The sequence below is a fragment of the Kitasatospora sp. NPDC001603 genome (assembly GCF_040298365.1).
GTDB lineage: Bacteria > Actinomycetota > Actinomycetes > Streptomycetales > Streptomycetaceae > Kitasatospora.
This window is the reverse complement of the sequence record NZ_JBEPAA010000048.1, coordinates 1-20,987: the sequence shown is the minus strand read 5'-3', so window position 1 is coordinate 20,987 and position 20,987 is coordinate 1. Positions and strand designations below refer to the sequence as shown.

Below are 20,987 nucleotides of genomic sequence, written 5' to 3'. Positions count from 1 at the left end.
TCCGGCTGAGATTACGAGCGCGGCCGGCTGCCGCGCGTGACCCGAGACCCGCGGCCGGGGACCACCGACTCCCCTGACCCGGGCCCGCCCTGAGTGGCGGATTCACCACCGGTGCGGTGCCGGCGACTTCTTCGCACGAGAGGCCGGCACCGCGTCTCCTACGAACTCCCGAGGAGCCGCTGCGATGCAGCATGCCCTGGCACAGCCATGCCTTGATCCACCCCCTGGGCGGCCCGGCTCACCGCCGCAGCGAGCGGCGACGACGATGAGGAAGTCCGCAGGTGCCCTCATCGGCCTCGTCGCCACCGGTCCCCTGCTCCTGGCCCTGCCGCTCGTGGTCGCCACGGCCGGAAGCGCCTCCGCCACCTGCGTTCCCGGCAACGAGGCCCAGACTGTGGATACCGCCGCCGTCGCCGCACAGGTCAAGGCGATCCCGAACGGGTCCAGCCCGCTCAGTGCTCCGGGCGTCGCCGGACTGGAGAAGCCGGACGAGCAGATCCCCAATGCCAAGGTCATCCAGGCCACGGGTGTCGCGTTGCACGTCCCTGTCCGCGGGCAGGTCGTCGCTCTGGCGACCGCACTCCAGGAGAGCGGTCTTCGCAACATCAATTACGGAGACCGTGACTCACTGGGGTTGTTCCAGCAGCGGTCGTCGCAGGGCTGGGGCTCGGCCGAGCAGATCATGCAACCGGTGTACGCCGCGACGAAGTTCTACGAGGGACTCAAGCAGCTCAACGGCTGGGAGTCGATGACGATCACCCAGGCCGCGCAAGCGGTACAGCGAAGTGGCTTCCCGGACGCCTACGCCAAGTGGGAGCCGCTGGCGACGGCGCTCCAGCAGGCCATCGCGCCATTGCTGACCAATCCCAGCACTGGCTCGACCGTGTCACCGGCTCCGGCACCGACCGCGCCGGGCACCGCCACCCCGTCTGCCGGTGGTGGTGGTTGTTCGACGGCGGGTGGTGACGGCACCGACTTCGGGAGCATCCCGGCCGGCTCTCTGCCGGCGGGGTATTCGGTTCCGGCCGACACGCCGGTCCAGGTGCAGACCGCGATCCGCTGGGCGCTCGGACAACTCGGCACGGCGTACCAGTGGGGCGGTACCTGTCAGGACTCGCACGGTGCAGATCCGATGGGCCGCTGTGACTGCTCCTCGCTGATGCAGATGGCCTACAAGGCCGCCGGGGTCACTCTGACCCGGACGACCTACACGCAGGTAGGCGAGGGTACCGCCGTCTCCGCCGGCACACTGAAGCCCGGCGACCTGCTGTTCACCCGGGGCACCGCCCTGCGGCCCGAGCACGTCGGGATGTTCATCGGTGGCGGGCTCGTCCTTCATGCCCCCAAGACCGGTGACGTGGTCAAGGTATCGACCCTCGCGTCCTGGCAGCCGGAGATCCTCGCTGCCCGCCGAGTCCTCTGACCGGCCATTCCCACTCCCTCTTCTCCCCCTTCTCTTCGGTGCACCCTTGCGTGCCCGGGTTCTCCATGGAGTTCGCTATGTTCCTTGCCGACGTGGTCACCCAGCTCGCCTACGACCCGGGGATCACCCCCAACGAGGGCGGCCTGCCCGGCCTCGGCGTGCTCAAGCAGGTCATGGGCAGCCTCAATCTGTTCGGGATCATCGCGGTCGTCGGCGCACTCGCGGTCAGCGCGGGTGTGTGGGCCTGGGGCCACCACTCGGGCGGCCACCAGGCCGAGGCCAACGGCAAGAAGGGCGTGCTCGTCAGCGCGGGCGCCGCGCTGCTGCTCGGTGCAGCAAACGGCGTGGTCGCCTTCTTCAGTGCCCTGGGCAGCCAGGTCAAGTGACCATACAGAAACGTTCCCTCACCTCTGTTTCCCGCAGCGGCATGTCCGGCGGCGCCCTCGTGCGCCGCCGGGCGCTGCTCGGCTCCGTGGTCCTGGTGTCGCTCGTGGCCCTGGCCGGCCTGTTCTCCTACCTCACCCGCGACAGCCGGGCGGCGAACAACCACCCCTCCGGGGCGCCGAGTTCATCATCGGCACGCGCTTCCACACAGGCGTCGGCCACGCCGGGCGGGAGGGCGGCGGCGCTGCCGGCGCCGCCGTCCACCCGCGATCCGATCGCGTTCGGGAAGGCTGCGGCAGCGGCCCTGTGGTCGTACGACACTCGGGCCTACTCGCAGCCCGAGCTGGTGGCCGCTCTTCACCGGTGGCTGACGACCGAGGGGCAGTACGTCGACGCCGACTCGGTCGAGCGCCAGGTGCCCTCGCCGCTGCTGTGGGGGCGGATGGCCGACTCCGGCCAGTTCGCCACCGCGGCCGCGGCCGAGGCGCACTTCCCGGAGTCGTTCACCCGGGCCCTGAAGGCCGATCCGGGGGCGATCACCCGGGCGTACGTCTACGCCGTCACCGTTTCCGGCAAGCAGTCGATCTCCTGGACCGGCTCGCCCGAGGGCGGCGCCGAGGACCGCTCGGCCACCCTCGCCGTCCAGTGCCGACCCGACCGTCCCTGCGCTCTGGTCGGCGTGATGCCGTCCGTCGCGCCCTGACCTCACGAAGGAGGTGCCCTTCGTGGGTGTCTGCGACATACCCCTGATGAGCCAGGTCTGCACCGTGGTGGACGCGGTGAGCTTCGTCTCCAACCCCGGCAAGTCCATCACTGACGGCATTGGTGCGTGGATCGCCAAGAGCATGGGCGAGTTGGCGTCCAGTGCCACGGACCTCGCAGCGCGGGCGGTCGACCAGACCACCGACACGAAGCGCTACACCGTTAGGCGGGCGATCAACAAGCTGGAGCGGTTCCGCGTGGTGGCGACCAGGTGCGACAATCGCTTCTACGTCTTCTCCTCGGCACCGCCACCGTCGCATCCCTGGCAATCAGGCCTCCTCGGGATGGCCAGCCCCTAGCTCACCGCTCACTGTCCCGAACGTGCTGGTCCGCCTCGACTGGGTGAGAGTGGGCATTACTGCGACCACGATAATCGGCCCGCGTAGTGCCGTATCGGCCGCACCAGTCGGCCCAGAATCATGCGGGGCTTGCTGCCCATTCACCTGGTCGGGGCGCTCTACCCACACCGGTCGACCCTGCGGACTACCCAGTGACCGCCGGGCGGCTACCCAATGACGTCGACGGAATCATCAATGCCATTTGATGCCGCCCCCTAGAATTGCGCAATGATCTACCAGAATCGTTATCGATATAGCCGCGCCTAGGCCTTGGATCGGGTCGGGGTTTCGTTTTCTCCTGGAGATGTGCCGGAAATGTCCGATAAGGGCGGGTACATGAATTCAGGGATGCTGCGAAGGTGAGACCGATGGCGACTGTGACTGCGAAAGAAGATCGGCCCGTGAGGCCTGCCGACTCGGCCAGGCGAAGCCGGACCTGGCAGCTCGCCCACCGGCCCGAATCTGCCGGTATCTCCCGGCGAGCGGCCCGCACCGCCCTCGCCGACTGGCAGGTCACCGGTAGTGCCGCCGATCAGATCGTGCTCGTCGTCTCAGAACTGGTCACAAACGCTGTCGAACACGCGCAGCCACCGATCGCCCTCCGCCTGGAGGCCCACACCGGCCGGGGATACGTGCGCGTCGAGGTAGACGACGGCGGCCCGGCCACCCGCGAGGGCGCCTGGACCGCCAGTTGCGCAGTTGGAGAGCATGGACGCGGTAACGGCATCATCGGCCTACTCGCCACCGACCACGGCAGCCGCGCCCGCACTGGCGGCGTGACGTATTGGGCGGACCTGAGCACCGAACCGTGTGCCGAGCCGAAATCGCGTCGCGGCGTGGGACGCAGGTGAGTTCGAGGGCTGACAGGTCGCGGGCCGCCGCTGTTCGGCCTGCTGGCCGGTGAACGCCTGAACCGGGCCGCCCGGCGGGCAGTGGCACGTGCCATCGCCGCGGCCGGCAGCTGATCGTCGCCCCTAGCCAGATCCTGCGGGCCGCGTGGTCATGGCGTCACGGGTGGTGTCGAGCTTCCTCAAGACGCTGGCGACGTGGTGTTCGGCGGTACGAACGGACAGGGCGAGGGCTCGGGCGATGTCCTTGTTGGTAGCACCGGTGCCCAAAAGGTCGGCGACCTGCTGTTCGCGGGGAGACAAGTCGGTGCCGTAGCTGTGACGGCCGCGGGGCACGGGGCGGTCCTGACCGACGTTGCGCAGGGTGCGTTGGCAGCGGGACACGTCGGCGGTGGCGCCTAGGCCGGTAAAGGCATCCATGGCCCTTTGCAGATGCGCGCCGGCCACCACCGGGCTGGTGGCAAGGAGGATCCGGCCAGCGTGCTCGGTGACCTGCGCGGCCAGGTACGGTCGGGGGATGGCCGCGAGCAGGCGTTGCGCCTGTTCGATCAGGTCCATGGCTGTGCCAGGGGCGCTGTCGGCGTCCAGCAGGCCGCGGCACACCAGGACCTCCGCCTGTGCAGCCGGAGCATCGAGATCGGCTGTTCCGGCCTCGGCCTGGTCGGTCAGTTCCTCGGCCTGGGCGCGATGACCGGCGGCGAGGCCGGCTTCGACGGCCACTGGGAGCAGACCGACTCCGCAGACCCAGATGTCCCGGTGCCGCAGCATTTGCAGAGCCTCCCGGATGCTCAGCCACGCGTCGTCCGGACGGCCTTCGAGCAGGTCGAGGCGGCCGAGCGCAGCGCTGCTGGCGAGATAGCCGACCGGCATATCCCTGGCGAGACAGAACGCCAGGGCGCTGCGGGCGTTGGACCATCGGCCGCGGGCCGTGTCGAGCAGTGCCAGCAGGTGTACCAACTCCACGTCGTAAACCGGCTCGGTGCTGCGTTCGATGATGGCGTCGGCCTTGTCCGCCAGCCCATTCCAGTGGCCGCGAGCGAAGTCGAGGTACAGCCGGCATTTGACGCATTCATGAGCGATCATCTGGTAGTCGGTGAGTTCGGCCAGTTCCTCGGCCTCGTCCAGCGATGTCGATGCCCTTTCGTCGAGGCCGCGCAGGTAGAAATTGTCCGCACTGTTGTACAGCGCACGGCAGCGTTGGCGCAGAATGTCGAGGTTGGCGCTCTCGCGCGGCAGTTGGTCCAGCAAGTCGTCGCCTGCGGGGTCGCCCACGAGGTGCATCAGCGAGACCTGGCTGGCGAGTACGGTGGCACGGGCTACCGGGTCGGTGCCCCGCTGGACGATCTCGGTGGCGCGCTGCATGCCCGCGAGATACCGCTCCCTGGTGTCGCTGGGCCATTGCCCCATCTTCAGGCTGGCCAGAGCGATTGCGGCCTGTTCGGGCTGCTCGACCTCCAGTTCACTGACTGCCAGCTCCAGTTGGACTGCGCCTTGCGGGTCGAGATGGTTCAGTAGTGTCCGTCCGAGATTGAGGCGGACTTCCCCGCGGACCGCCTTCGGTAGATTGGCGTCGGCGATGATTTGGCGCAGTGTGGCGACGGTTGCCTCGGGATTGGTGTTGCGAACGGCGATGCGGCTGAGCTCGATGGCGGCCCAGGTACGGGTGGCGGTGGACAGGGTGGGCTCGGCGAAGAGCTGGTTCAGCTGTTCTGCGGTGATGCCGTCGTCGCCGACCTCGATGGCGTAACGGGCGGCGGCCACTGTACGCGGGACCCACAGGGCCGGGTCGCCGAGCTGACGGGCGTGGTGGGCCAGCTGGACCAGCGGCGGCCGGCTCTCGCTGTCCAGGGCCTCGATCGCCTGTCGGTGCAGACGTGTGCGGCGCGGCCCCAAGATCCGTTCGTAAACGGCCTGGCGTGCCAGCGTGTGGTGGAAGGCGTACCGGTCTGGGCCGACCTCCACCACCACCCCGGCCACCAGCGCCGCTTCCAGCGCCTCCTCGGCCTGGTCCTCCTCCAGCCCGGCCAGTCGCGTCAGCAGACCCTGCCCGGCGGGCACCGCGAGTATGGCAGCGGCCTGGACCACTGCCACGGCCGACCGCGGCAGCGTGGCAACGCGGCTGCCGATCGCCTCCTGCAACGCCCGCGGCACGCCGGTGTGCTCAAGCACGGTGGCTGGCAATGAACCGTCGGCGTGGTCTAGGCGGTCGGCGATGGCCCACAGATCCTCTTCTATCGCGAGTGGAAGTCCAGCGCTACGTTCGAAGAGCTGTGGGCCCAGCACCGAGGCCTGCGCCGGGCCGATGACCTGTGCGGCGAGTTGCGTGACCTGGGCCTGGTCCAACGGACCAAGGCGCAGGTCCAGGCCGATGGTGCCGGTCGGTCGACGGTAGGGGGAACCGAGAACGTTGCCGTGCTCGGGCAGGTCGTGGCGGCGGTAGGTGAGCAGCAGCCGCAGCTGGGCGGGGGTGTTCCGGGCCAGGAGCAGGAGCAGTTCCCGGGTGGCCTCGTCGGCCCAGTGAACGTCCTCGATCGCCAGCAGCACGGGCCCGAGGGCTGCGAGTACCTCGTGGATCGCGCGCGCCAGCTGCGGGCCAGACGGGCCGGCCGGCAGATGATCGGGGCCGGGCAGCCATTCGGCGAGTTCGGGTACGTGTGCGGTGACCATGGAGGTGGCCGGGCTGAGGGCTGCCCGGCGGTCCGGCGGAGGATGGGCCTGGCGCAGGGCATCGATGACGGGGCCGAACGGCAGCGGTTCCCGCAGCGGGTGACACCAGCCACGAAGGATTTCGACTCCCGTGGCGACGACGCGCTTGGCCGCCTCGTCGAGCAGGCGTGACTTGCCCACCCCCGCCTCGCCCTCGATCAACACCACGGACGGCGCCTGCTCGAGTGCGTCGACCGTGGCGCGCAGCTCTTCCACCCGTCCGGCGAAGTCGAGGCTCATGTGACGGGTCGCCCTGCCCGCCGCGAACCCTGGCGCCTCCATGTTTCACATCCCATTAGCCGAGCAGCCAGAAGCCGGTCCTGCCTTCCAAGGTACCGACCCCTGCACTGACCAGCGACCGTTCAGGCAGGCTGGCGGTGCCGATGTCGATTCGACAAGCCACCTAACAAAGCACTACTACTCCAGCAGCACTTCTCCATTTCCGCTGGTCAGGGGCCCGGGAGTGGGGAGTGCAGCCTTGCGGAGCTGGGGGTTGGGCGGTCTTTCGCGGATCGTCCCACCATCGGGTGGCCACCCCGCATGTAGTGACAACGGCGGGCGCGTGCCTGATGGTGGCGTCACCACCAAAACCATCTCAGCGCGTGGCCAGGGTCGGCAGCACAGCGGCGGGGTCCAACTGCCAGCAGGCCTCCCGTGACCCCAGACCACAGCGTGCCGTGAACTAAACGCAGTCCTGCTCACGCTGCAGTCGCCAGATCACGAAACAAGGTTCAGCGTCGGACGTCGGCTGGCGACTTCCACGCCCTCCGCTGTAGTCACCACCGATCGACTCATACCCAACAAGGCCGCCGCTGGCCAGTCGCTCGCGCTCAGCGCCGCGGCAACCGCCTCGACCTCCTCTATCAACTCCCAAGAAGACGACTGCAAGTCGAAGCGGCCTGCGTCCGGCGCCTCGGCGATACGGAAGCTCACCGTGATCTGCGGCTTCGGACCGCACCCAGCCCTGGACGCTTCACGGCGTTGGTTCCAGGTGGGCGGGCAGCCGCACGGCGTTCCTACGACACTTGCCGGCTCCAGGAGGCGGGTTCCGTCACAGACGTGCCTCACCTGGCGTCCCCGCGCGATCATCCTGAAGCAGAGGGACTCTGGTCCGTCGAGTTCAATCGCGAACCGGTCTCGCCGAGTCACCAGTTCATAGGCCTCTGAAGCTCGGGACAGGTCCGTCCCCGCCCCTGCGCCGAGCAATCGCGCCAAGGTCGTTGCCGTCGACCTCGATGGCATTGAAACGCGCCAGCCCTCGTCCACGGTGCTCGGGTCAGCCGAAGGTCCACCCAAGTGGAACCGTCCCGCCACAGGGCTGGCATGACGGCTGTGAGGAGTGCGGGTTTTGCGCGGGAAACGAGCGGGACCAGGGCAAGCAGAGGGGGCCAATGGAACCTCCGACAATCCGTCGAGCAGGGCTCACGAATGATCCGGAGAAGCGGCAGCTTGGCGTGGCCGGACCTGGCTGATAGATCGGACCGGCCCGCCACCGAGGGCAACGGCCCGGCGCCGGGACACCACCCGCGCTGCCCGGCCCCGTCAGCAGCTGGCTCCTCAGCCCCGCGCTCCGGCCAGGCCTTCTTGGGCGTCCCACGGATCCGGCTCGTCCAGCCAGTGGATCTCGACCCGCGAGGCTCCGTTGAACGGAACTCCTCGGTGGCCCTTCGACACGACGACACGCCGCACCAGGAGCCTGATCAGCTCCCTCTGCAGCTCGCTGCCGGCGGCCGCCCAGGCCTTGCGGATGCTCGCGTCTTCGAGCAGCCAGGTGACGTCGAGCTGCTTCGGTGTGGCCGCGGCTACCTTCTCCTTCGCCGTGAGCAGTGCTGCCCTGGCCTCGGCCTGCAGCTTGGGAAGGTGAGCGTCGAAGGGCGGGTCGAAGAACCCGTCGGCCTGCTGCCTGGCCAGGCGGCGGACGGCGCCCTCCGCCGCCGCGAGGCCGGCGACCGCGTCGGCGAGCTTCGCGGCGTTCTCGGGCTGCTGATAACCGGTCCACCGCTCGGCTGCGATAACGAGCAGCGGGTCGTCGATGTCGGCGCCGTTCAACCTGGAGAACCAGGCCTCCACCACCCATTCCTCGAGGAGCTTGCGACTGGCGGAGACCGGCTCCGGGCAGATCTGCCCGGCCTTCTGGCGGTTGCAGAGGTGGTTCCGCCCGTCGGCCGAGGCGGCCCCACGACAGCCGGCGCACCGTGTGGTGTCGGTCAGCAAGTGGCGCTTGCGGTTGTCCACGGCCTCCCGGTTCGGGAAGTTGCCTGCGGTGAGCATCCGTCGTGCCCGCTGGGCGAGTTCGCTCGGGATGGGCTCAGCGCTGTCGGCCCAGACTCGTACCCGCTCCCCGTTCTGATCCCGGTACGGGATGGGGGTTCGAGGGTCGTTCGGGTGCTTCACCGTCTGCCAACCCTCGTAAACAGGGTTGTGGATCATGTAGGAGATCGTCGATACGGCCCATTCACCACCCTTGGGCGATGCAATGGGCCTCGGTCCGGAGTTCAGCGCCTTGCAGAGCAGTCGCGCGCTGATGCCGTCGGCCAGGCTTCGGAAGATGTGCAGGACGACGGGCCAGTCGGTCCCGTTCGTCAGCCTGCGGTCCTTGGTCGCCTCGGTCCCGTACGGCGGCCGGCTCGACCACTGGCCGTTCTTCAGCTGGTTCTTCTTGGTGACCCTGATGTTGTAGCTGAGGCGCTCCGAGTACTCGCGGGCCTGCTCGGCCCGATCGATGATCCAGCGGCGGTCGTTGGGATCGGAGCTGTCCAGCCTCTCCCAGTGGAAGATGACCCGGGCCTTTCCCAGCACCGGTCCGATGTCGTCGATGCCCTTGCGCGTATAGCGGTCGAGTGCGAAGCACCACAGGGCGGGCACCTGGTCGTCCAGCACCGCGGCAAGCGCGTTGTCGAATCCCGGGCGGGCGATCTCCGACCAGGCGGACAGGTTGTCGACCCAGACCTTCCGGACGCGGTAGTGGTTCCGCAACGCCCATTCGCGACCCTCGGACTCCTGGGCGCGGATCGACGTGATGTCCCGCTTGTCGCCCTCCCGGACGACCTTGGACTTACGAAGGTAGAGATCAACCTCTGGCCAGTCCTCCGAGTCCAACGAAGGGCTCTTGAGGGGTGGTTCGTGGTGGTACGCGGGCATGGACCGGATCCTCCGGGAGGACCGCGATTGGGCGCGGCCGTCGAATGACAGTACGTTCGACGGGCTTCAGCCCATTCGTAGTTGTCGAGCAGTGACCAGGTGTAGTAGCCGCGCACGTCCACGCCTTCGGCGACCGCTGCGGCCACGGCGTCGAGGTGGCCGGCGAGGTAGTCGATGCGGGGCTGGTCGTCGAGGGTGTCGGTGGTCGAGCAGCCGTTCTCGGTGATGGTGACGGGCGGGAGGGCGGCGCCGTAGCGCTGGCGGAGGCCGACGAGGAGTTCGCGGAGGCCGTCGGGGACGACGGGCCAGTCGAAGGCGGTGCGGGGGACGCCGTCGATGGGGGCTTCGGTGAAGGGGAGGCCGGGGTCGGTGGGGGCGGCGATGCGGGTGGGGTTGTAGTAGTTGACGCCGAGGGCGTCGAGGGGCGTCCCGGCGATCAGCTTCAGGTCGCCGTCCCGGACGCTGCCGCCGAGGTCGGGGCCGACGCCGTAGGCGGCGAGGTCGGGGTAGCGGCCGAGCAGGAGCGGGTCGGTGAACAGGCGGTTGTGCAGGGCGTCGTAGGCCTGCGCGGCGACCAGGTCGGTTTCCGAGGAGGAGGCGGGCCAGACCGGGGTGAGGTTGTTGGCGATCATCACCTCCAGGCCGCGCTCGCGCAGGGCGGCGGCGGCCAGGCCGTGGCCGAGCAGCTGGTGGTGGGCGGCCGGGAGGGCGTCCAGCATCAGGGCGCGGCCGGGGGCGTGGATGCCCAACGCGTAGCCGTAGACCATGTGCACGAAGGGCTCGTTGAGGGTGATCCAGGCGGGTACCCGGTCGCCGAGCCGGTCCGCGGCCACCGCCGCGTACTCGGCGAACCGGTACGCGGTGTCGCGGTTCAGCCAGCCGCCGGCGTCCTCCAGGGCCTGCGGGAGGTCCCAGTGGAAGAGCGTGGGCAGCGGGGTGATCCCGGCGTCCACCAGGGCGTCCACCAGCCGGTCGTAGAAGTCGAGCCCGGCGGGATTGACCGGGCCGGCGCCGGTGGGCCGCACGCGGGGCCAGGCGATCGAGAAGCGGTAGCCGTCCAGCCCGAGGCCCCGCATCAACGCGATGTCCTCGGGATAGCGGTGGTAGTGGTCGCAGGCGACCGCTCCGGTGTGGCCGTCGCGGACGGTGCCGGGGCGGGCGGCGAAGACGTCCCAGACGGAGGGGCCGCGCCCGTCCTCCTCGACGGCCCCCTCGATCTGGTAGGCGGCGGTGGAGACGCCCCAGCGGAACCCGGACGGCAGTTCAGGTCGATCCTGCATGACAGCCTCCTACAGAAACGCGAGGAGGGCTCATGTTACTGCCCGGACGCCGAAGCACCAGAGGTGGACGGCCAGGACATCCGGCGGCCGACGTTCCATGGTGCTGGGCGGGCGGCTGAGGGCGCGGGACGAGGCGCTCACCGTCATCGGTCCCGTGCCGCGCGACGCGGTCGAAGCCGACGTGATCAAGGTGATCGGGCTTTCGCCGAGCCACCGGGCCCGTCGCCGGACGGACCGGTTCCAGCGGAGCCGGGCCGTCCTCGCGCTCGGTGACCGGCTCGGCGACCAGGGGCTGGTGCGGCATCCGGCCGGTCCCGGGCGGCGCAGCGGAGCCACGCGTGGCTGGTGCGGGGTCCAGGTGGCGTCCGTCGCGATGGGAGTGACCGCCGTCGGCCTGACCGCCGTCGGCCTGGCCGCCGCCGAGGGAGGCCGCGCGTTCCTGGTCCCGTTCGCGGCCCCGGCCGTCCTCCTCACGGTCGGCTGGAAGGCCGCCGCCCGCCGGCGAGCGGCCACTACTGGCACTGCAGCCGGACGGACGCGGGGCGGGCCGCAGGGGAGGCCCGCTACGCCGACCACGAGCCGTGGATCCCCCGCACCCACGACGATCTCTCCGCGCACGAAGCCGAGTTGCTCGCCGCCGCCGTCCGTCGGGGCGGCTTCACCGGCAGGCTCGGCCGCCTCTCCGGGGCCGTCTCCTGGCCCTAAGGTCCGCGCCGCCGAGCCCGTCAAGGCCCCCGGGGGCTCGGCGGTCTCTGACGCGACGCCAGGCGCGGGATCCGGGACGGCACCCGGCCCGGCATCCGCGGCGGGCGCCAGGAGGTCGCCCGCCGCCCCTCCCCCGTCGGACGACGGGTGCCACCGGGATGCTACCCGTCGGTAGGATGCCACCCCTGCACGGAACAGGCACAGCACGGCAGGGCACGGCACAGACGGGACGGGGACGATGGGGATACGGCTGCTCGGACCGGTCGAGCTGTGGCGCGCGGACGGCGAGGCCGCCGCGGTCGGCGGTGCCAAGCGGCGGGCGGTGCTCGCCCTGCTCGCGCTGGAGCTGGGCCGGACGGTGGCGGTCGAGCGGTTCTTCGAGCTGCTGTGGGGCGACGAGCCGCCGGTCCAGGCGAAGGCGGCGTTGCAGGGGCACGTCGCGGCGTTGCGCAAGGTGCTGGCCGGCTCGGGGTTCACGCTCACCACCCGCGCGCCCGGCTACCGGCTCGACGGCGACACCGGGGCGGTCGACGCGCTCGCCGCCGGGGCACTGGCCGCGCGGGCCGCCGAGACAACCGACGACGCCACCGCCGCCGGGCTGCTCCAGCGGGCGCTCGGGCTCTGGCGCGGCGCCGCCCTGGCCGGTCTTCCGGCCACCCCGCTCTGCACCGATCTGGCCGGCCGGCTCGACGAGGACCGGACCGAGGCCCTGACCGCGTGGGCGCGGCGCCAGCTGCGGCTCGGCCTCGGCCACGCGGCCGTCCCCGTCCTGGAGCAGAGCGTCCGCGCGGACGGACTGCGGGAGCCCACCGCGGCCCTGCTGATGCGCTGTCTGCACCAGAGCGGTCGCGGTGCGGACGCCCTGCGCGTCTACCACCGGGCCCGTGTCCGGCTGGACGAGGAACTGGGCGTCGCACCGGGGCCCGCGCTGCAGGAGGCCCTGGCCGAGCTGCCGGCCACCGACCGCCCCGGCCGGGACGCCCCTTCCTGTCAGGCCCCCGACACCCCCTCCGGCACGGCCGCCGTCGAGCCGCCGGTGACCGTCGGGGACCTGCCCGGGCCGCCCCGGGGCTTCGTCGGGCGCTCGTCGGAGCACCCCTGGCTCGACCGGCAGTGCGGGCCCGACCGGACCGGGGACGGCCTGGCCGTGGTGACCGGCCCCGCCGGGGTGGGCAAGACCGCGACGGTGCTCCACTGGGCCCACCGCGTCGCGGCGGGCTTCCCGGACGGCGTCCTCTTCGCGGACCTGCGCGGCTTCGACCCCGCCGGTCCGGGCGACCCGGCCCAGGCCCTGGGCCGCTTCCTCCGCGCGCTCGGCCTCCCCGAGCAGGCGATCCCGGAGGACCGGGCCGCGCGCGCGGCACTGTTCCGCGACCGCACCCAGGGGCGCCGGCTGCTCGTCGTGCTGGACAACGCGCGGTGCGCCGCCGAGGTGGCCGACCTGCTGCCGTCCGGGCCCGGCTGCGCCGCCGTGATCACCAGCCGGAACAGCCTGGAGGACCTGGTCGTCACCGACGGCGCCGCGCTGCTCCAGCTCGCCGCCCTGCCGTCCGCCGACGCGCACCGCCTGCTGGAGCGCCTGCTCACCGCCGAGCGCGTGGCGGCGGAGCCGGAGCCGGCCGGGCGGCTGATCGCTCTCTGCGACCGGCTCCCGCTGGCGCTGCGGATCGTGGCCGCCCGGCTCGCCGCCCGCCCGGGCTGGCGGATCGCCGACCTGGTGGACGAGCTGAGCGACGAGGGCACCCGGCTGGCCGCGCTCGGCACCCAGGGCGGGGCGGTCAGCGTCCGGGCGGCGCTCACCCTGACGCACCACCATCTCCCGGGCGGCGCGCGGAGCCTGCTCGCGCTGCTGACCGTGCACCCGGGCAGCACCACCGACCCGTACGCGGCCGCCGCGCTGCTGGACACCGACGCCGAGGGCGCCCGGCACGCGCTCGGCCCGCTCACCGCGCACCACCTGCTGGCGGAGCAGACGCCCGGTCGCTTCGGCCGGCACGACCTGGTCCGGCTCTACGGTTCGGAGCTGTTCGCCCGCTTCGCCCCCGAGCGGCAACGGGCGGCGTTCCGGCGCCTGGTCGACTACGAGCTCGTCGCGACCGGCCTGGCGGTCCGGCGGATCAACCCGTACCACGAGCCGTTCCGGCCGGCCGGGCCCGGGCCGCGCGCGCTGCCACGGCTCGGCGACGTCCGGTCCACGCTCGCCTGGTGCCACGCCGAGGAGCCGGTGCTCCGCGCGCTGGTGACGGCCGCGACCGATCGCGGCGAGTACGAACGCGCGTGGCGCCTGGCCCGGTCGGCCTCGATCCTCTACTACGGCGCCGGGCGGGTCGCCGACCGGCTCGACTGCCTGCGGGTCGGGCTGCGGGCCGCCCGGCTGGACGGCGGCCGGGAGGGGCTGGCCGCCATGGAGGCGGCGACGGCCTGCGCCCTCGGCTCCAGCGGACGCGTCGCCGAGGCGCTGCCGCTCGCCGGGCGGGCCGTCGGCCGGACCACCCCGGACGACGGCGAACTGCACATCCACGCCCTCTCCGTACGGTCCTCGATGGCCGCCCTGTCCGGCGACCCGGCCGAGGCCGACCGGATCGCGCGGGCCGCCCTCGCCCTCATCCGGGCGAGCGGACTGCGCGAGCACGCCGCCACCGTGCTCAGCAACGCGGCGGCGATCAAGGTGGTGCTGGGCGAGCCGGTGGCCGCGCTGGAGCACGCCCGCGAGACGCGCGCGCTGCTGTCCGACCGTCCGACCGCCAACGCCCACCTGTGGGCGATGGTCAGCGAGGCCCTCGCCCGGCAGGCGCTGGGCGAACCGGAGGCGGCCGAACGGGTCTGGCGGGAGGCGCTGCACCTGTGCGGGTCGAGCGGCAACGTCCGGCTGCACGCCCTGGCGCGGCGTCACTTCGCCGACTTCCTGGCGGGGACGGGACGCACCGAGGAGGCCGGGGACCAGCTCCGGGCGGCGGGCGAGCTGTACACCGCGCACGGGGACGTCCGGCTGGCCGAGGACCTGGACAGGCGGCTGGCCGGACCGGCGGGCCGCCGGACCCCGGCGGGCCCGACCGCGATCGCGCCCACCCCCCGGGCCCGCCACGGCCTGCGACTCGCTTAGCACGGGACACCGGAGACGAGATGACCATCCATCACCTGAACTGCGCCACCATGTGCCCCGTCGGGGGCCGGCTGCTCCTGGGCAGCGGCGGACCGCTGATCGGCCGGCTGACGGCCCACTGCCTGCTGGTGGAGGGCGCGGACGGACTGGTCCTGGTCGACACCGGGTTCGGGACCGCTGACGTCGCGGACCCGCGGCGGCTCGGGCGGTCCTTCCTGCGGACGGTCCGGCCCCGGCTCCGGCCGGCCGCCACCGCGGTGCACCGGATCCGCGCGCTCGGCCACGACCCGCGCGACGTCCGTGACATCGTCCTGACCCACCTCGACCCCGACCACGCCGGCGGGATCGGCGACTTCCCGCACGCCCGGGTCCACGTCCTGGCCGACGAGCTCCGGGCCGTCGAGGCCCTGGCGACCCGCGGGGAACGCGACCGCTACCGCCCGGTCCAGTGGGCCCACGGTCCGCGCTGGGTGGAGCACCGACCGGACGCCGCCACCGAGAGCTGGTACGGCTTCCGCGCGATCCCGGCGCCCTGGCGCGGGGCCCCCGACCTGCTGCTCGTCCCCCTGCCGGGGCACACCCGCGGCCACTGCGGCGTCGCCGTCCGGGAGGCCGGCCGCTGGCTGCTGCACTGCGGCGACGCCTACTTCTCGCAGACGGACGTCGACCCCGCCGCACCCCGCCGCCCGCCCGGGCTGACGGCCTTCCAGCGCATGATGGCGTTCGACAACGGCGCACGCCTGCAGAACCGGGAACGCCTGCGCGAACTGCGCCGCGCGCACCACGACGAGGTCCGACTGATCTGCGCCCACGACCCGGCCGACTTCCCCCGCCCCCCGGCACCGCACCCGGGACGGCCCTGACCGGCGGGTGCGTCCGGGCACCGGCGGGTGCGTCGGGGCCCGGCGGGGCACGGCGCCCCGACGACGGCCCCGGACCGCCGGGTCGCTACTCCGGGGAGCCGCCGGCAACGGCCACCGGCCGCCGCGTGGCGGCGACGGCGCCGCCGACCGCCTTCAGCGCGTCGACCTCGCCCTTGCCGAAGAAGCCGTTGTCGCCCTCGGTGCCGACGCAGCGGGTGTCCGAGGCGGGGCACGGCTGCGGGTCGGCCTGGGCGGCGAGGCGTTCGCGGATCCCGGCCGGGGTGAGCGACGGGTCGGTGCTCGCGATCAGCGCGGCGACACCGGTGACGTGCGGGGAGGCCATCGAGGTGCCGCTCATCATGCCGTAGCCCCCGCCGGGCACGGTCGAGTACACGTCCGCGTCACCGTCGCCGCCCGGCGCCGCGAGGGCGATGACGCCCTCGCCGTAGTTGGAGTAGGACGCCCAGCCGCCGCCGACGGCCGTGGAGGCGACGGCCACCACGCCCGGGAGCTCGGCGGGGACGTCGAGGCAGGCCTTGGTGACGGTCCGTTCGAAGGGCTCGGAGTCGCTGGGGCTGGACGTGTCCCTCGGCGTTCCGGCGAAGTCCTGGTTGGCGTTGCCGGCGGCGGCGACCTGGAGCGATCCCCGGCTCTCGGCGTACTCCTGGGCGCGCCTGACGCCCTCGATGATGGCGGCCTGGTCCGGGTTGTCCGGGCAGTTGAACAGCCACGGGTCGGTCTCGTTGCTGCTGTTGGTCACCCGGAAACCGTGGTCACCGGCCCAGACGAGCCCGCACACGGCGTTCTCGGCGTAGGTGAGGCTGCCCGGCTCCGCGGTCCGGACCGAGGCGATCTCCACGCCCGGGGCGACACCGACGACGCCCACGCCGTTCCTGGCCGCGGCTATGATCCCCGCGACGTGGGTGCCGTGGGAGCCGATGGCGCGCCAGGATCCGGCCCGGGTGTCGGTCCTGCCGTAGGCGCAGGAGACGGAGTCGGCGGCGTCGAAGTTGGGCGCGAGGTCCTGGTGCAGGTCGTCCACACCGGTGTCCAGCACGCCGACCTTGACGGTGCGGGAGCCGGTGGTCACGTCCCAGGCCTGGTCGGCCCTGATCTGGCTCATGTTCCAGCCGACGGTCTCGTCGGGGGCCTCGTCCGACTCGTCGGGGGCGGCCGGCACCGCCGGGGCGTAGGCGTCGGCCGGCACGTCGGCGGTGCGGGTGGCGCCCACCTGCTGGATCCCGGGCACGCCCCGCAGCGTGGTGGCGAAGTCGCCGGCGGTCGAGTGCGCGACGACCACGCCGATCGCGTCGTAGGAGGCGAAGACCGTGCCCCCCTTCGCCACCACGGCGGCCTTGGCGGAGTGGACGTCGGCGGGTGCGCTGATCACCAGGTACGAGCGGATCCCGGCGGACCAGCCGGGCGGGGCCGCCTCCGGCGTGGAGGCGGGGATGGCCGTGAGCACCGCGGGGACGCCGACCGCCACCGCGGTCAGGGCGGCGACAGCGAGGACCCGACGACCGGTCCGCCGACGTACCAGGGGTGACATGTGTTCTCCGATCAGCCCGTCTGCAAGGCGTTCGCACGAGGTCTCGACGCAACGTGCCAGGGCAATGATCCCTTGAACCGGGGACCGCTCACGACACACCCCTGTCACCCGTCGGAACGGCACCGGTCTCCGGCCCCGCGGCCGGCCCCCTCCCACCGCCGGCCCCTCCCCCGGGCGGCCGCGCGCCGGTCAGGGCTTGACGGCCACGGCGGCGTAGGCGGAGGCCTCGGCCTCGGTGATCTCCGGGCCGGAGCCGTCCGGATCGGGCCGCCAGCTGTGAGTGGCCACCACGCCGGGGTCGTGGAGTTCCCAGCCGTCGAGGAAGCTCCGGACCTCCTCGCGGCCGCGCATCCGCACCGGGGTGCCGGCGGCGGCGTACACCTGGCTGACGCGCTCGGCGGCGGCGGGCGCGAAGTCCGCCGTGCCGTGGCTGATCACGAGGGCGCTGCCGGGGGCGAGCGCGCTCTTGAGCCGGTCCACCACGGCGTGCGCCTGCCGGTCGTCCGGGATGAAGTGCAGGAGCGCCACGAGGCTGAGGGCCACCGGCCGCGCCAGGTCCAGGGCCTCCCGCAGCTCCGCGGACTCCAGGATGGCCTCGGGCTTGTGGACGTCGGCCTGGAGGTAGACCGTGCGGCCCGCCGGGTTGGAACGCAGGAGGGCCTGGGCGTGGGCGAAGACGATCGGGTCGTTGTCCGTGTAGAGCACCCGGGCCTGCGGGTTGACCTGCTGGGCGACCTCGTGGAGGTTGGGGCTGGTCGGGATGCCGGTACCGATGTCCAGGAACTGGTCGATCCCCGTGCCGGCCAGGAAGCGGATGGACCGGTGCATGAACGCCCGGTTCGCCCGGGCCGCGACGGGCGCCCACGGAAAGACGGCCAGGGCCTGCCCCGCGGCCTCGCGGTCGGCCGCGAAGTTGGTCGTCCCGCCGAGGTAGTAGTCGTACATCCGGGCCGAGTGCGCCCGGTGCAACTGCAGATCGACCTCGACGCCGTCGTGACTTCCCCTGCTCCCCGCCATCTGTCTCCCCCGCCTTGTCGGCCCGTGGGCCGCGCCACCCCCATGCGCCATGCGGCGCGCGCTCAGGCGCGCCAGGGCGCACCTCTCAGTGGAGACATCTGCCCACGACCGATGCCGGTCAACCGGCGCGGCGGCCGCTGCGACCGGCGCCTCACTGAACCGGTCCAACCTATGCCACCGGCATGTGACGATCCATCAGTATCGTCTGCGTATTCATCATATTACTTTCAGTCAGTATTCTTGATTCTCTCTTTGCACACAGCCGCCCCTGCTGCGCTTGCATGTTCCACGGGGGCCTCAACCGTTCCCTCGCTCAGGCTCGGTGGCCCCGCACCGCAGACACGAGGAGGACCGACATGACGATCGACCGGCAGGCGCCGCCCCCGACGGGCGGGCGCAGGGGAGGGCAAGCCATGAACGACAGCAGCGCACCGGACGGTCCCCGCTTGCGGCTCACCTTCGAGGCGTTCTGCGCCACCCACGAGCGGGCCTGGTCGGGCTTCGCCCGCACCCAGGTCGGCGCCGACCACGGCGCCGCCGAACTGATCGTCGCCGAGATGAAGGCCCACCTGCGTCGCAACTGGTCCCTCGCCCTGCGCCAGGAGATCCCCGCCGCCTACGCCTGGCGCCTGCTCAAGGAGCACCTCGGCGCTTGGCTGGACGCCCAGAGCCAGCCCACCGCGGTGCAGATCGCCGCGATGGACGCCGTGATCGGACACTTCTGCCGACAGGCCCGGCTCAGCCTGGAGACCCTGCCCGAGCAGATCGGCCTGCTCACCGCGATCCTCGCCCTACCCGAGCGCCAACGCGACATCATGGTCCTCACCTACTGCCTCGACCTGGACGACGACGAGGCCGCCGCCTACCTCGGCACGCCGACCGCCACCCTGCGGTCCAACCGCCGCCACGCCCGCCGGCGGATAGCCAAGGCCATCGGCCGGCCCGACCTCTCGGACAGGGAGTCCCGGTGAACCGCAACCTCGACCACCCCGGCCTCACCTCCTGGCTCGACGGCGGCCCGGCCTGCAACGGCTGGCCGACCGACACGGAAGCGGGGGGCCGGACGGAGGTCTTCACCGGCACCGCGGCCGCACCGCCCGTGCAGCCGCCGCGGATCACCGTCGCACCGGCACCCTTCCCCTCCGCCCACGAGCAGGCCGCCCACGAACTCTCCCTCGCCATCGCCCTGGTCCTCAACGCACCGCAGGCCGGCGCGTCCCTGAAACAACTGGTCAACGAGTCCCGGATCCACCCGGAGGGCGCGCTCGTCCTCGCCTGTCTGCTGGCCCTCACCGGCCGGGTGGACGCCGCGCAGTTCTGGTGGCAGTTCGCGGCCGGCTCCGGCAGCACCACCGCCGCGTACCTCCTCCACCTGCACCACCAGCAGGCGGGCGAGACGCGGGACGCCGCCTACTGGCGCGCCCAGGCGGAGAACCTGGCCGAGAACTCGCGGCACCGCGCCGGACCCCACCGCCCCGCCACCACGCTGCTCCCCGAGCAGGTGCGGCACGACATCCTCGCCCGCTGCCACGACGGTCTCGCCCCCCGCCTCCCGCCCCGGCTGCAGGCCGTCCTCAACCAACTCGTCGTGGACGGCGAGGACGAGGACTTCGGCGAGATCCCCCAGCCGTCCGCCAGCCTGGTCGAGGACCTCGCCGCAGCCCGATGACGCGACCCGGTGCCGCAGCCCGGACGACGCAACCCGGCGAAGCGGCCCGGACGACGCGTCAGCCGGGTGCGGCCCGGGCGGCGCGGCCGAGGGGGCGCCCCGCCGGCCGCCGCCCCGGGCCACGGGCCACCGCCGCCGGGGCGGGGTGCGCCGGCGCGGTGTCCGCGTACCCCACCCCACCCCACCCCACCCCGGCCGCCCGGCGCTACCTCGGATCACGGTTGAAGACCGACTTCGACCAGAGGTAGCCGAGGACGGTGAGCGCCACGCACCAGGCGACGGCGAGCCACCCGTTGTGCCCGATCCCATGGCCGAGCAGCAGGCCGCGCAGGGTCTCGATGGCCGGCGTGAACGGCTGGTACTGGGCGAGCGGCTGGAACCAGCCCGGCATCGCGTCGACCGGGACGAAGGCGCTGGAGATCAGCGGCAGGACGATCAGCGGCAGCGCGTTGTTGCTCGCCGCCTCGGCGTTCGGGCTGACCATGCCCATCCCCACCGCGATCCAGGTGAGCGCCAGGGCGACGAGCGCGAGCAGACCGAAGGCGGCCAGCCACTCCAGGGCGGTGGCGTCCGTGGAGCGGAAGCCGATGGCCACGGCGACGGCGCCCACGAGGAGGACGCTGGCGACCGACTGCAGGACGCTGCCGATGACGTGTCCGACGAGGATCGACCCGCGGTGGATCGCCATGGTGCGGAAGCGGGCGATGATGCCCTCGGTCATGTCGTTGGAGACGGACACCGCCGTCCCGACCACCGTGCCACCGATGGTCATCAGCAGGATGCCCGGCACGACGTAGGCGATGTACGCGGAGCGGTCGGCGCCGCCGCCCATCCCCGCGCTCATCACGTCCCCGAACACGTAGACGAAGAGCAGCAGCAGGACGATCGGGGTGAGCAGCAGGTTCAGGGTGAGTGACGGGTAGCGCCGGGCGTGCAGGAGATTGCGGCGCAGCATCGTGGAGGAGTCGCGCACGGCGAGGGAGAGGGAGCTCATCGGACGGTCTCCTTGGACTGGTCGGTGCCGCCGGTCAGGGCGAAGAACACGTCGTCGAGGTCGGGGGTGTGGACGGTGAGTTCGTCGGCCTCGATGCCGGTGGCGTCCAGTCGGTCGAGGACGGCGCGCAGGTCGCGCTGGCTGCCGTCGCTGGGGATCTGCAGGGCCAGGGCCTCGTCGTCGCGGGTGACGTCGTGCAGGGCGA

15 protein-coding genes and 2 pseudogenes are annotated in these 20,987 nt (G+C 72.2%); 9 read left to right on the top strand and 8 right to left on the bottom strand.

Annotation, left to right across the window (positions count from 1 at the left end; translation table 11 throughout):
- The first annotated feature begins 265 nt into the window (after window positions 1-265).
- From ABT263_RS26365 to ABT263_RS26345, 5 genes are all read left to right on the top strand, one after another.
- Window positions 266-1,423, top strand: coding sequence for a C40 family peptidase (locus ABT263_RS26365; RefSeq protein ID WP_352293937.1), 1,158 nt, complete (start codon window positions 266-268; stop codon window positions 1,421-1,423).
- A 77-nt stretch (window positions 1,424-1,500) separates the two neighbouring features.
- Entirely contained in the window at window positions 1,501-1,809 is a 309-nt protein-coding gene (locus ABT263_RS26360; protein ID WP_352293935.1) for a DUF6112 family protein, read from the top strand.
- 41 nt (window positions 1,810-1,850) lie between these two features.
- Window positions 1,851-2,510, top strand: a complete 660-nt coding sequence (locus ABT263_RS26355; protein WP_352293999.1) for a hypothetical protein — start codon at window positions 1,851-1,853, stop codon at window positions 2,508-2,510.
- Between the two features lie 22 nt (window positions 2,511-2,532).
- Entirely contained in the window at window positions 2,533-2,868 is a 336-nt protein-coding gene (locus tag ABT263_RS38965) for a hypothetical protein (protein WP_502885868.1), read from the top strand.
- Window positions 2,869-3,275: 407 nt separating this feature from the next.
- Complete coding sequence (locus ABT263_RS26345) at window positions 3,276-3,758, top strand: ATP-binding protein (protein ID WP_352293934.1); 483 nt, start codon at window positions 3,276-3,278, stop codon at window positions 3,756-3,758.
- 123 nt (window positions 3,759-3,881) lie between these two features.
- Here ABT263_RS26345 and ABT263_RS26340 read toward each other — a convergent pair whose 3' ends face one another.
- From ABT263_RS26340 to ABT263_RS26325, 4 genes and pseudogenes are all read right to left on the bottom strand, one after another.
- Window positions 3,882-6,701, bottom strand: coding sequence for an ATP-binding protein (locus ABT263_RS26340; protein ID WP_352293932.1), 2,820 nt, complete (start codon window positions 6,699-6,701; stop codon window positions 3,882-3,884).
- A gap of 477 nt (window positions 6,702-7,178) precedes the next feature.
- On the bottom strand, window positions 7,179-7,550 hold the full coding sequence (locus ABT263_RS38960; protein WP_502885867.1) for a recombination directionality factor: 372 nt from the start codon (window positions 7,548-7,550) through the stop codon (window positions 7,179-7,181).
- 468 nt (window positions 7,551-8,018) lie between these two features.
- On the bottom strand, window positions 8,019-9,602 hold the full coding sequence (locus ABT263_RS26330; RefSeq protein ID WP_352293930.1) for a recombinase family protein: 1,584 nt from the start codon (window positions 9,600-9,602) through the stop codon (window positions 8,019-8,021).
- A 65-nt stretch (window positions 9,603-9,667) separates the two neighbouring features.
- A pseudogene (locus ABT263_RS26325) lies at window positions 9,668-10,882 on the bottom strand (GH1 family beta-glucosidase); the annotation flags it as partial.
- A gap of 943 nt (window positions 10,883-11,825) precedes the next feature.
- Here ABT263_RS26325 and ABT263_RS26320 point away from each other — a divergent pair.
- Together ABT263_RS26320 and ABT263_RS26315 are read left to right on the top strand one after the other, a co-directional pair.
- Entirely contained in the window at window positions 11,826-14,690 is a 2,865-nt protein-coding gene (locus tag ABT263_RS26320; RefSeq protein ID WP_352293928.1) for an AfsR/SARP family transcriptional regulator, read from the top strand.
- Between the two features lie 20 nt (window positions 14,691-14,710).
- Window positions 14,711-15,553 (top strand): MBL fold metallo-hydrolase, encoded by an 843-nt coding sequence (locus tag ABT263_RS26315; RefSeq protein WP_352293926.1) that lies wholly within the window; start codon window positions 14,711-14,713, stop codon window positions 15,551-15,553.
- An 85-nt stretch (window positions 15,554-15,638) separates the two neighbouring features.
- Here ABT263_RS26315 and ABT263_RS26310 read toward each other — a convergent pair whose 3' ends face one another.
- Window positions 15,639-17,102, bottom strand: a complete 1,464-nt coding sequence (locus ABT263_RS26310) for a S8 family peptidase (RefSeq protein WP_502885866.1) — start codon at window positions 17,100-17,102, stop codon at window positions 15,639-15,641.
- A gap of 189 nt (window positions 17,103-17,291) precedes the next feature.
- Window positions 17,292-18,119 carry an SAM-dependent methyltransferase gene (locus ABT263_RS26305; RefSeq protein WP_352293924.1) on the bottom strand — a complete coding sequence of 276 codons (828 nt, stop codon included), beginning with the start codon at window positions 18,117-18,119 and terminating at the stop codon, window positions 17,292-17,294.
- Between the two features lie 413 nt (window positions 18,120-18,532).
- Between ABT263_RS26305 and ABT263_RS26300 the strand changes: the two genes are divergently transcribed.
- Together ABT263_RS26300 and ABT263_RS26295 are read left to right on the top strand one after the other, a co-directional pair.
- Window positions 18,533-19,090 (top strand): sigma factor-like helix-turn-helix DNA-binding protein, encoded by a 558-nt coding sequence (locus ABT263_RS26300; RefSeq protein WP_352293922.1) that lies wholly within the window; start codon window positions 18,533-18,535, stop codon window positions 19,088-19,090.
- The gene (locus tag ABT263_RS26295) at window positions 19,087-19,788 is read left to right on the top strand and encodes a hypothetical protein (RefSeq protein ID WP_352293920.1); all 702 of its coding nucleotides are present in this window, start codon (window positions 19,087-19,089) and stop codon (window positions 19,786-19,788) included. The genes ABT263_RS26300 and ABT263_RS26295 overlap by 4 nt, the downstream gene beginning before the upstream one ends.
- A 205-nt stretch (window positions 19,789-19,993) precedes the next feature.
- Here the strand turns inward: ABT263_RS26295 and ABT263_RS26290 are convergent, their stop codons facing one another.
- Together ABT263_RS26290 and ABT263_RS26285 are read right to left on the bottom strand one after the other, a co-directional pair.
- On the bottom strand, window positions 19,994-20,782 hold the full coding sequence (locus ABT263_RS26290) for an ABC transporter permease (RefSeq protein WP_352293918.1): 789 nt from the start codon (window positions 20,780-20,782) through the stop codon (window positions 19,994-19,996).
- Window positions 20,779-20,987, bottom strand: a pseudogene (locus tag ABT263_RS26285) (ABC transporter); the annotation flags it as partial. The pseudogene ABT263_RS26285 and the gene ABT263_RS26290, both read right to left, overlap by 4 nt.

Coding starts and splice junctions, on each gene's coding strand:
- ABT263_RS26305 (WP_352293924.1), bottom strand. CDS start 18,119: ATGGCGGGGAGCAGGGGAAGTCACGACGGCGTCGAGGTCGATCTGCAG.
- ABT263_RS26345 (WP_352293934.1), top strand. CDS start 3,276: ATGGCGACTGTGACTGCGAAAGAAGATCGGCCCGTGAGGCCTGCCGAC.
- ABT263_RS38960 (WP_502885867.1), bottom strand. CDS start 7,550: ATGATCGCGCGGGGACGCCAGGTGAGGCACGTCTGTGACGGAACCCGC.
- ABT263_RS26300 (WP_352293922.1), top strand. CDS start 18,533: ATGAACGACAGCAGCGCACCGGACGGTCCCCGCTTGCGGCTCACCTTC.
- ABT263_RS26330 (WP_352293930.1), bottom strand. CDS start 9,602: ATGCCCGCGTACCACCACGAACCACCCCTCAAGAGCCCTTCGTTGGAC.
- ABT263_RS26290 (WP_352293918.1), bottom strand. CDS start 20,782: ATGAGCTCCCTCTCCCTCGCCGTGCGCGACTCCTCCACGATGCTGCGC.
- ABT263_RS26310 (WP_502885866.1), bottom strand. CDS start 17,102: ATGTCACCCCTGGTACGTCGGCGGACCGGTCGTCGGGTCCTCGCTGTC.
- ABT263_RS26360 (WP_352293935.1), top strand. CDS start 1,501: ATGTTCCTTGCCGACGTGGTCACCCAGCTCGCCTACGACCCGGGGATC.
- ABT263_RS26340 (WP_352293932.1), bottom strand. CDS start 6,701: ATGAGCCTCGACTTCGCCGGACGGGTGGAAGAGCTGCGCGCCACGGTC.
- ABT263_RS26365 (WP_352293937.1), top strand. CDS start 266: ATGAGGAAGTCCGCAGGTGCCCTCATCGGCCTCGTCGCCACCGGTCCC.
- ABT263_RS26320 (WP_352293928.1), top strand. CDS start 11,826: ATGGGGATACGGCTGCTCGGACCGGTCGAGCTGTGGCGCGCGGACGGC.
- ABT263_RS26355 (WP_352293999.1), top strand. CDS start 1,851: ATGTCCGGCGGCGCCCTCGTGCGCCGCCGGGCGCTGCTCGGCTCCGTG.
- ABT263_RS26315 (WP_352293926.1), top strand. CDS start 14,711: ATGACCATCCATCACCTGAACTGCGCCACCATGTGCCCCGTCGGGGGC.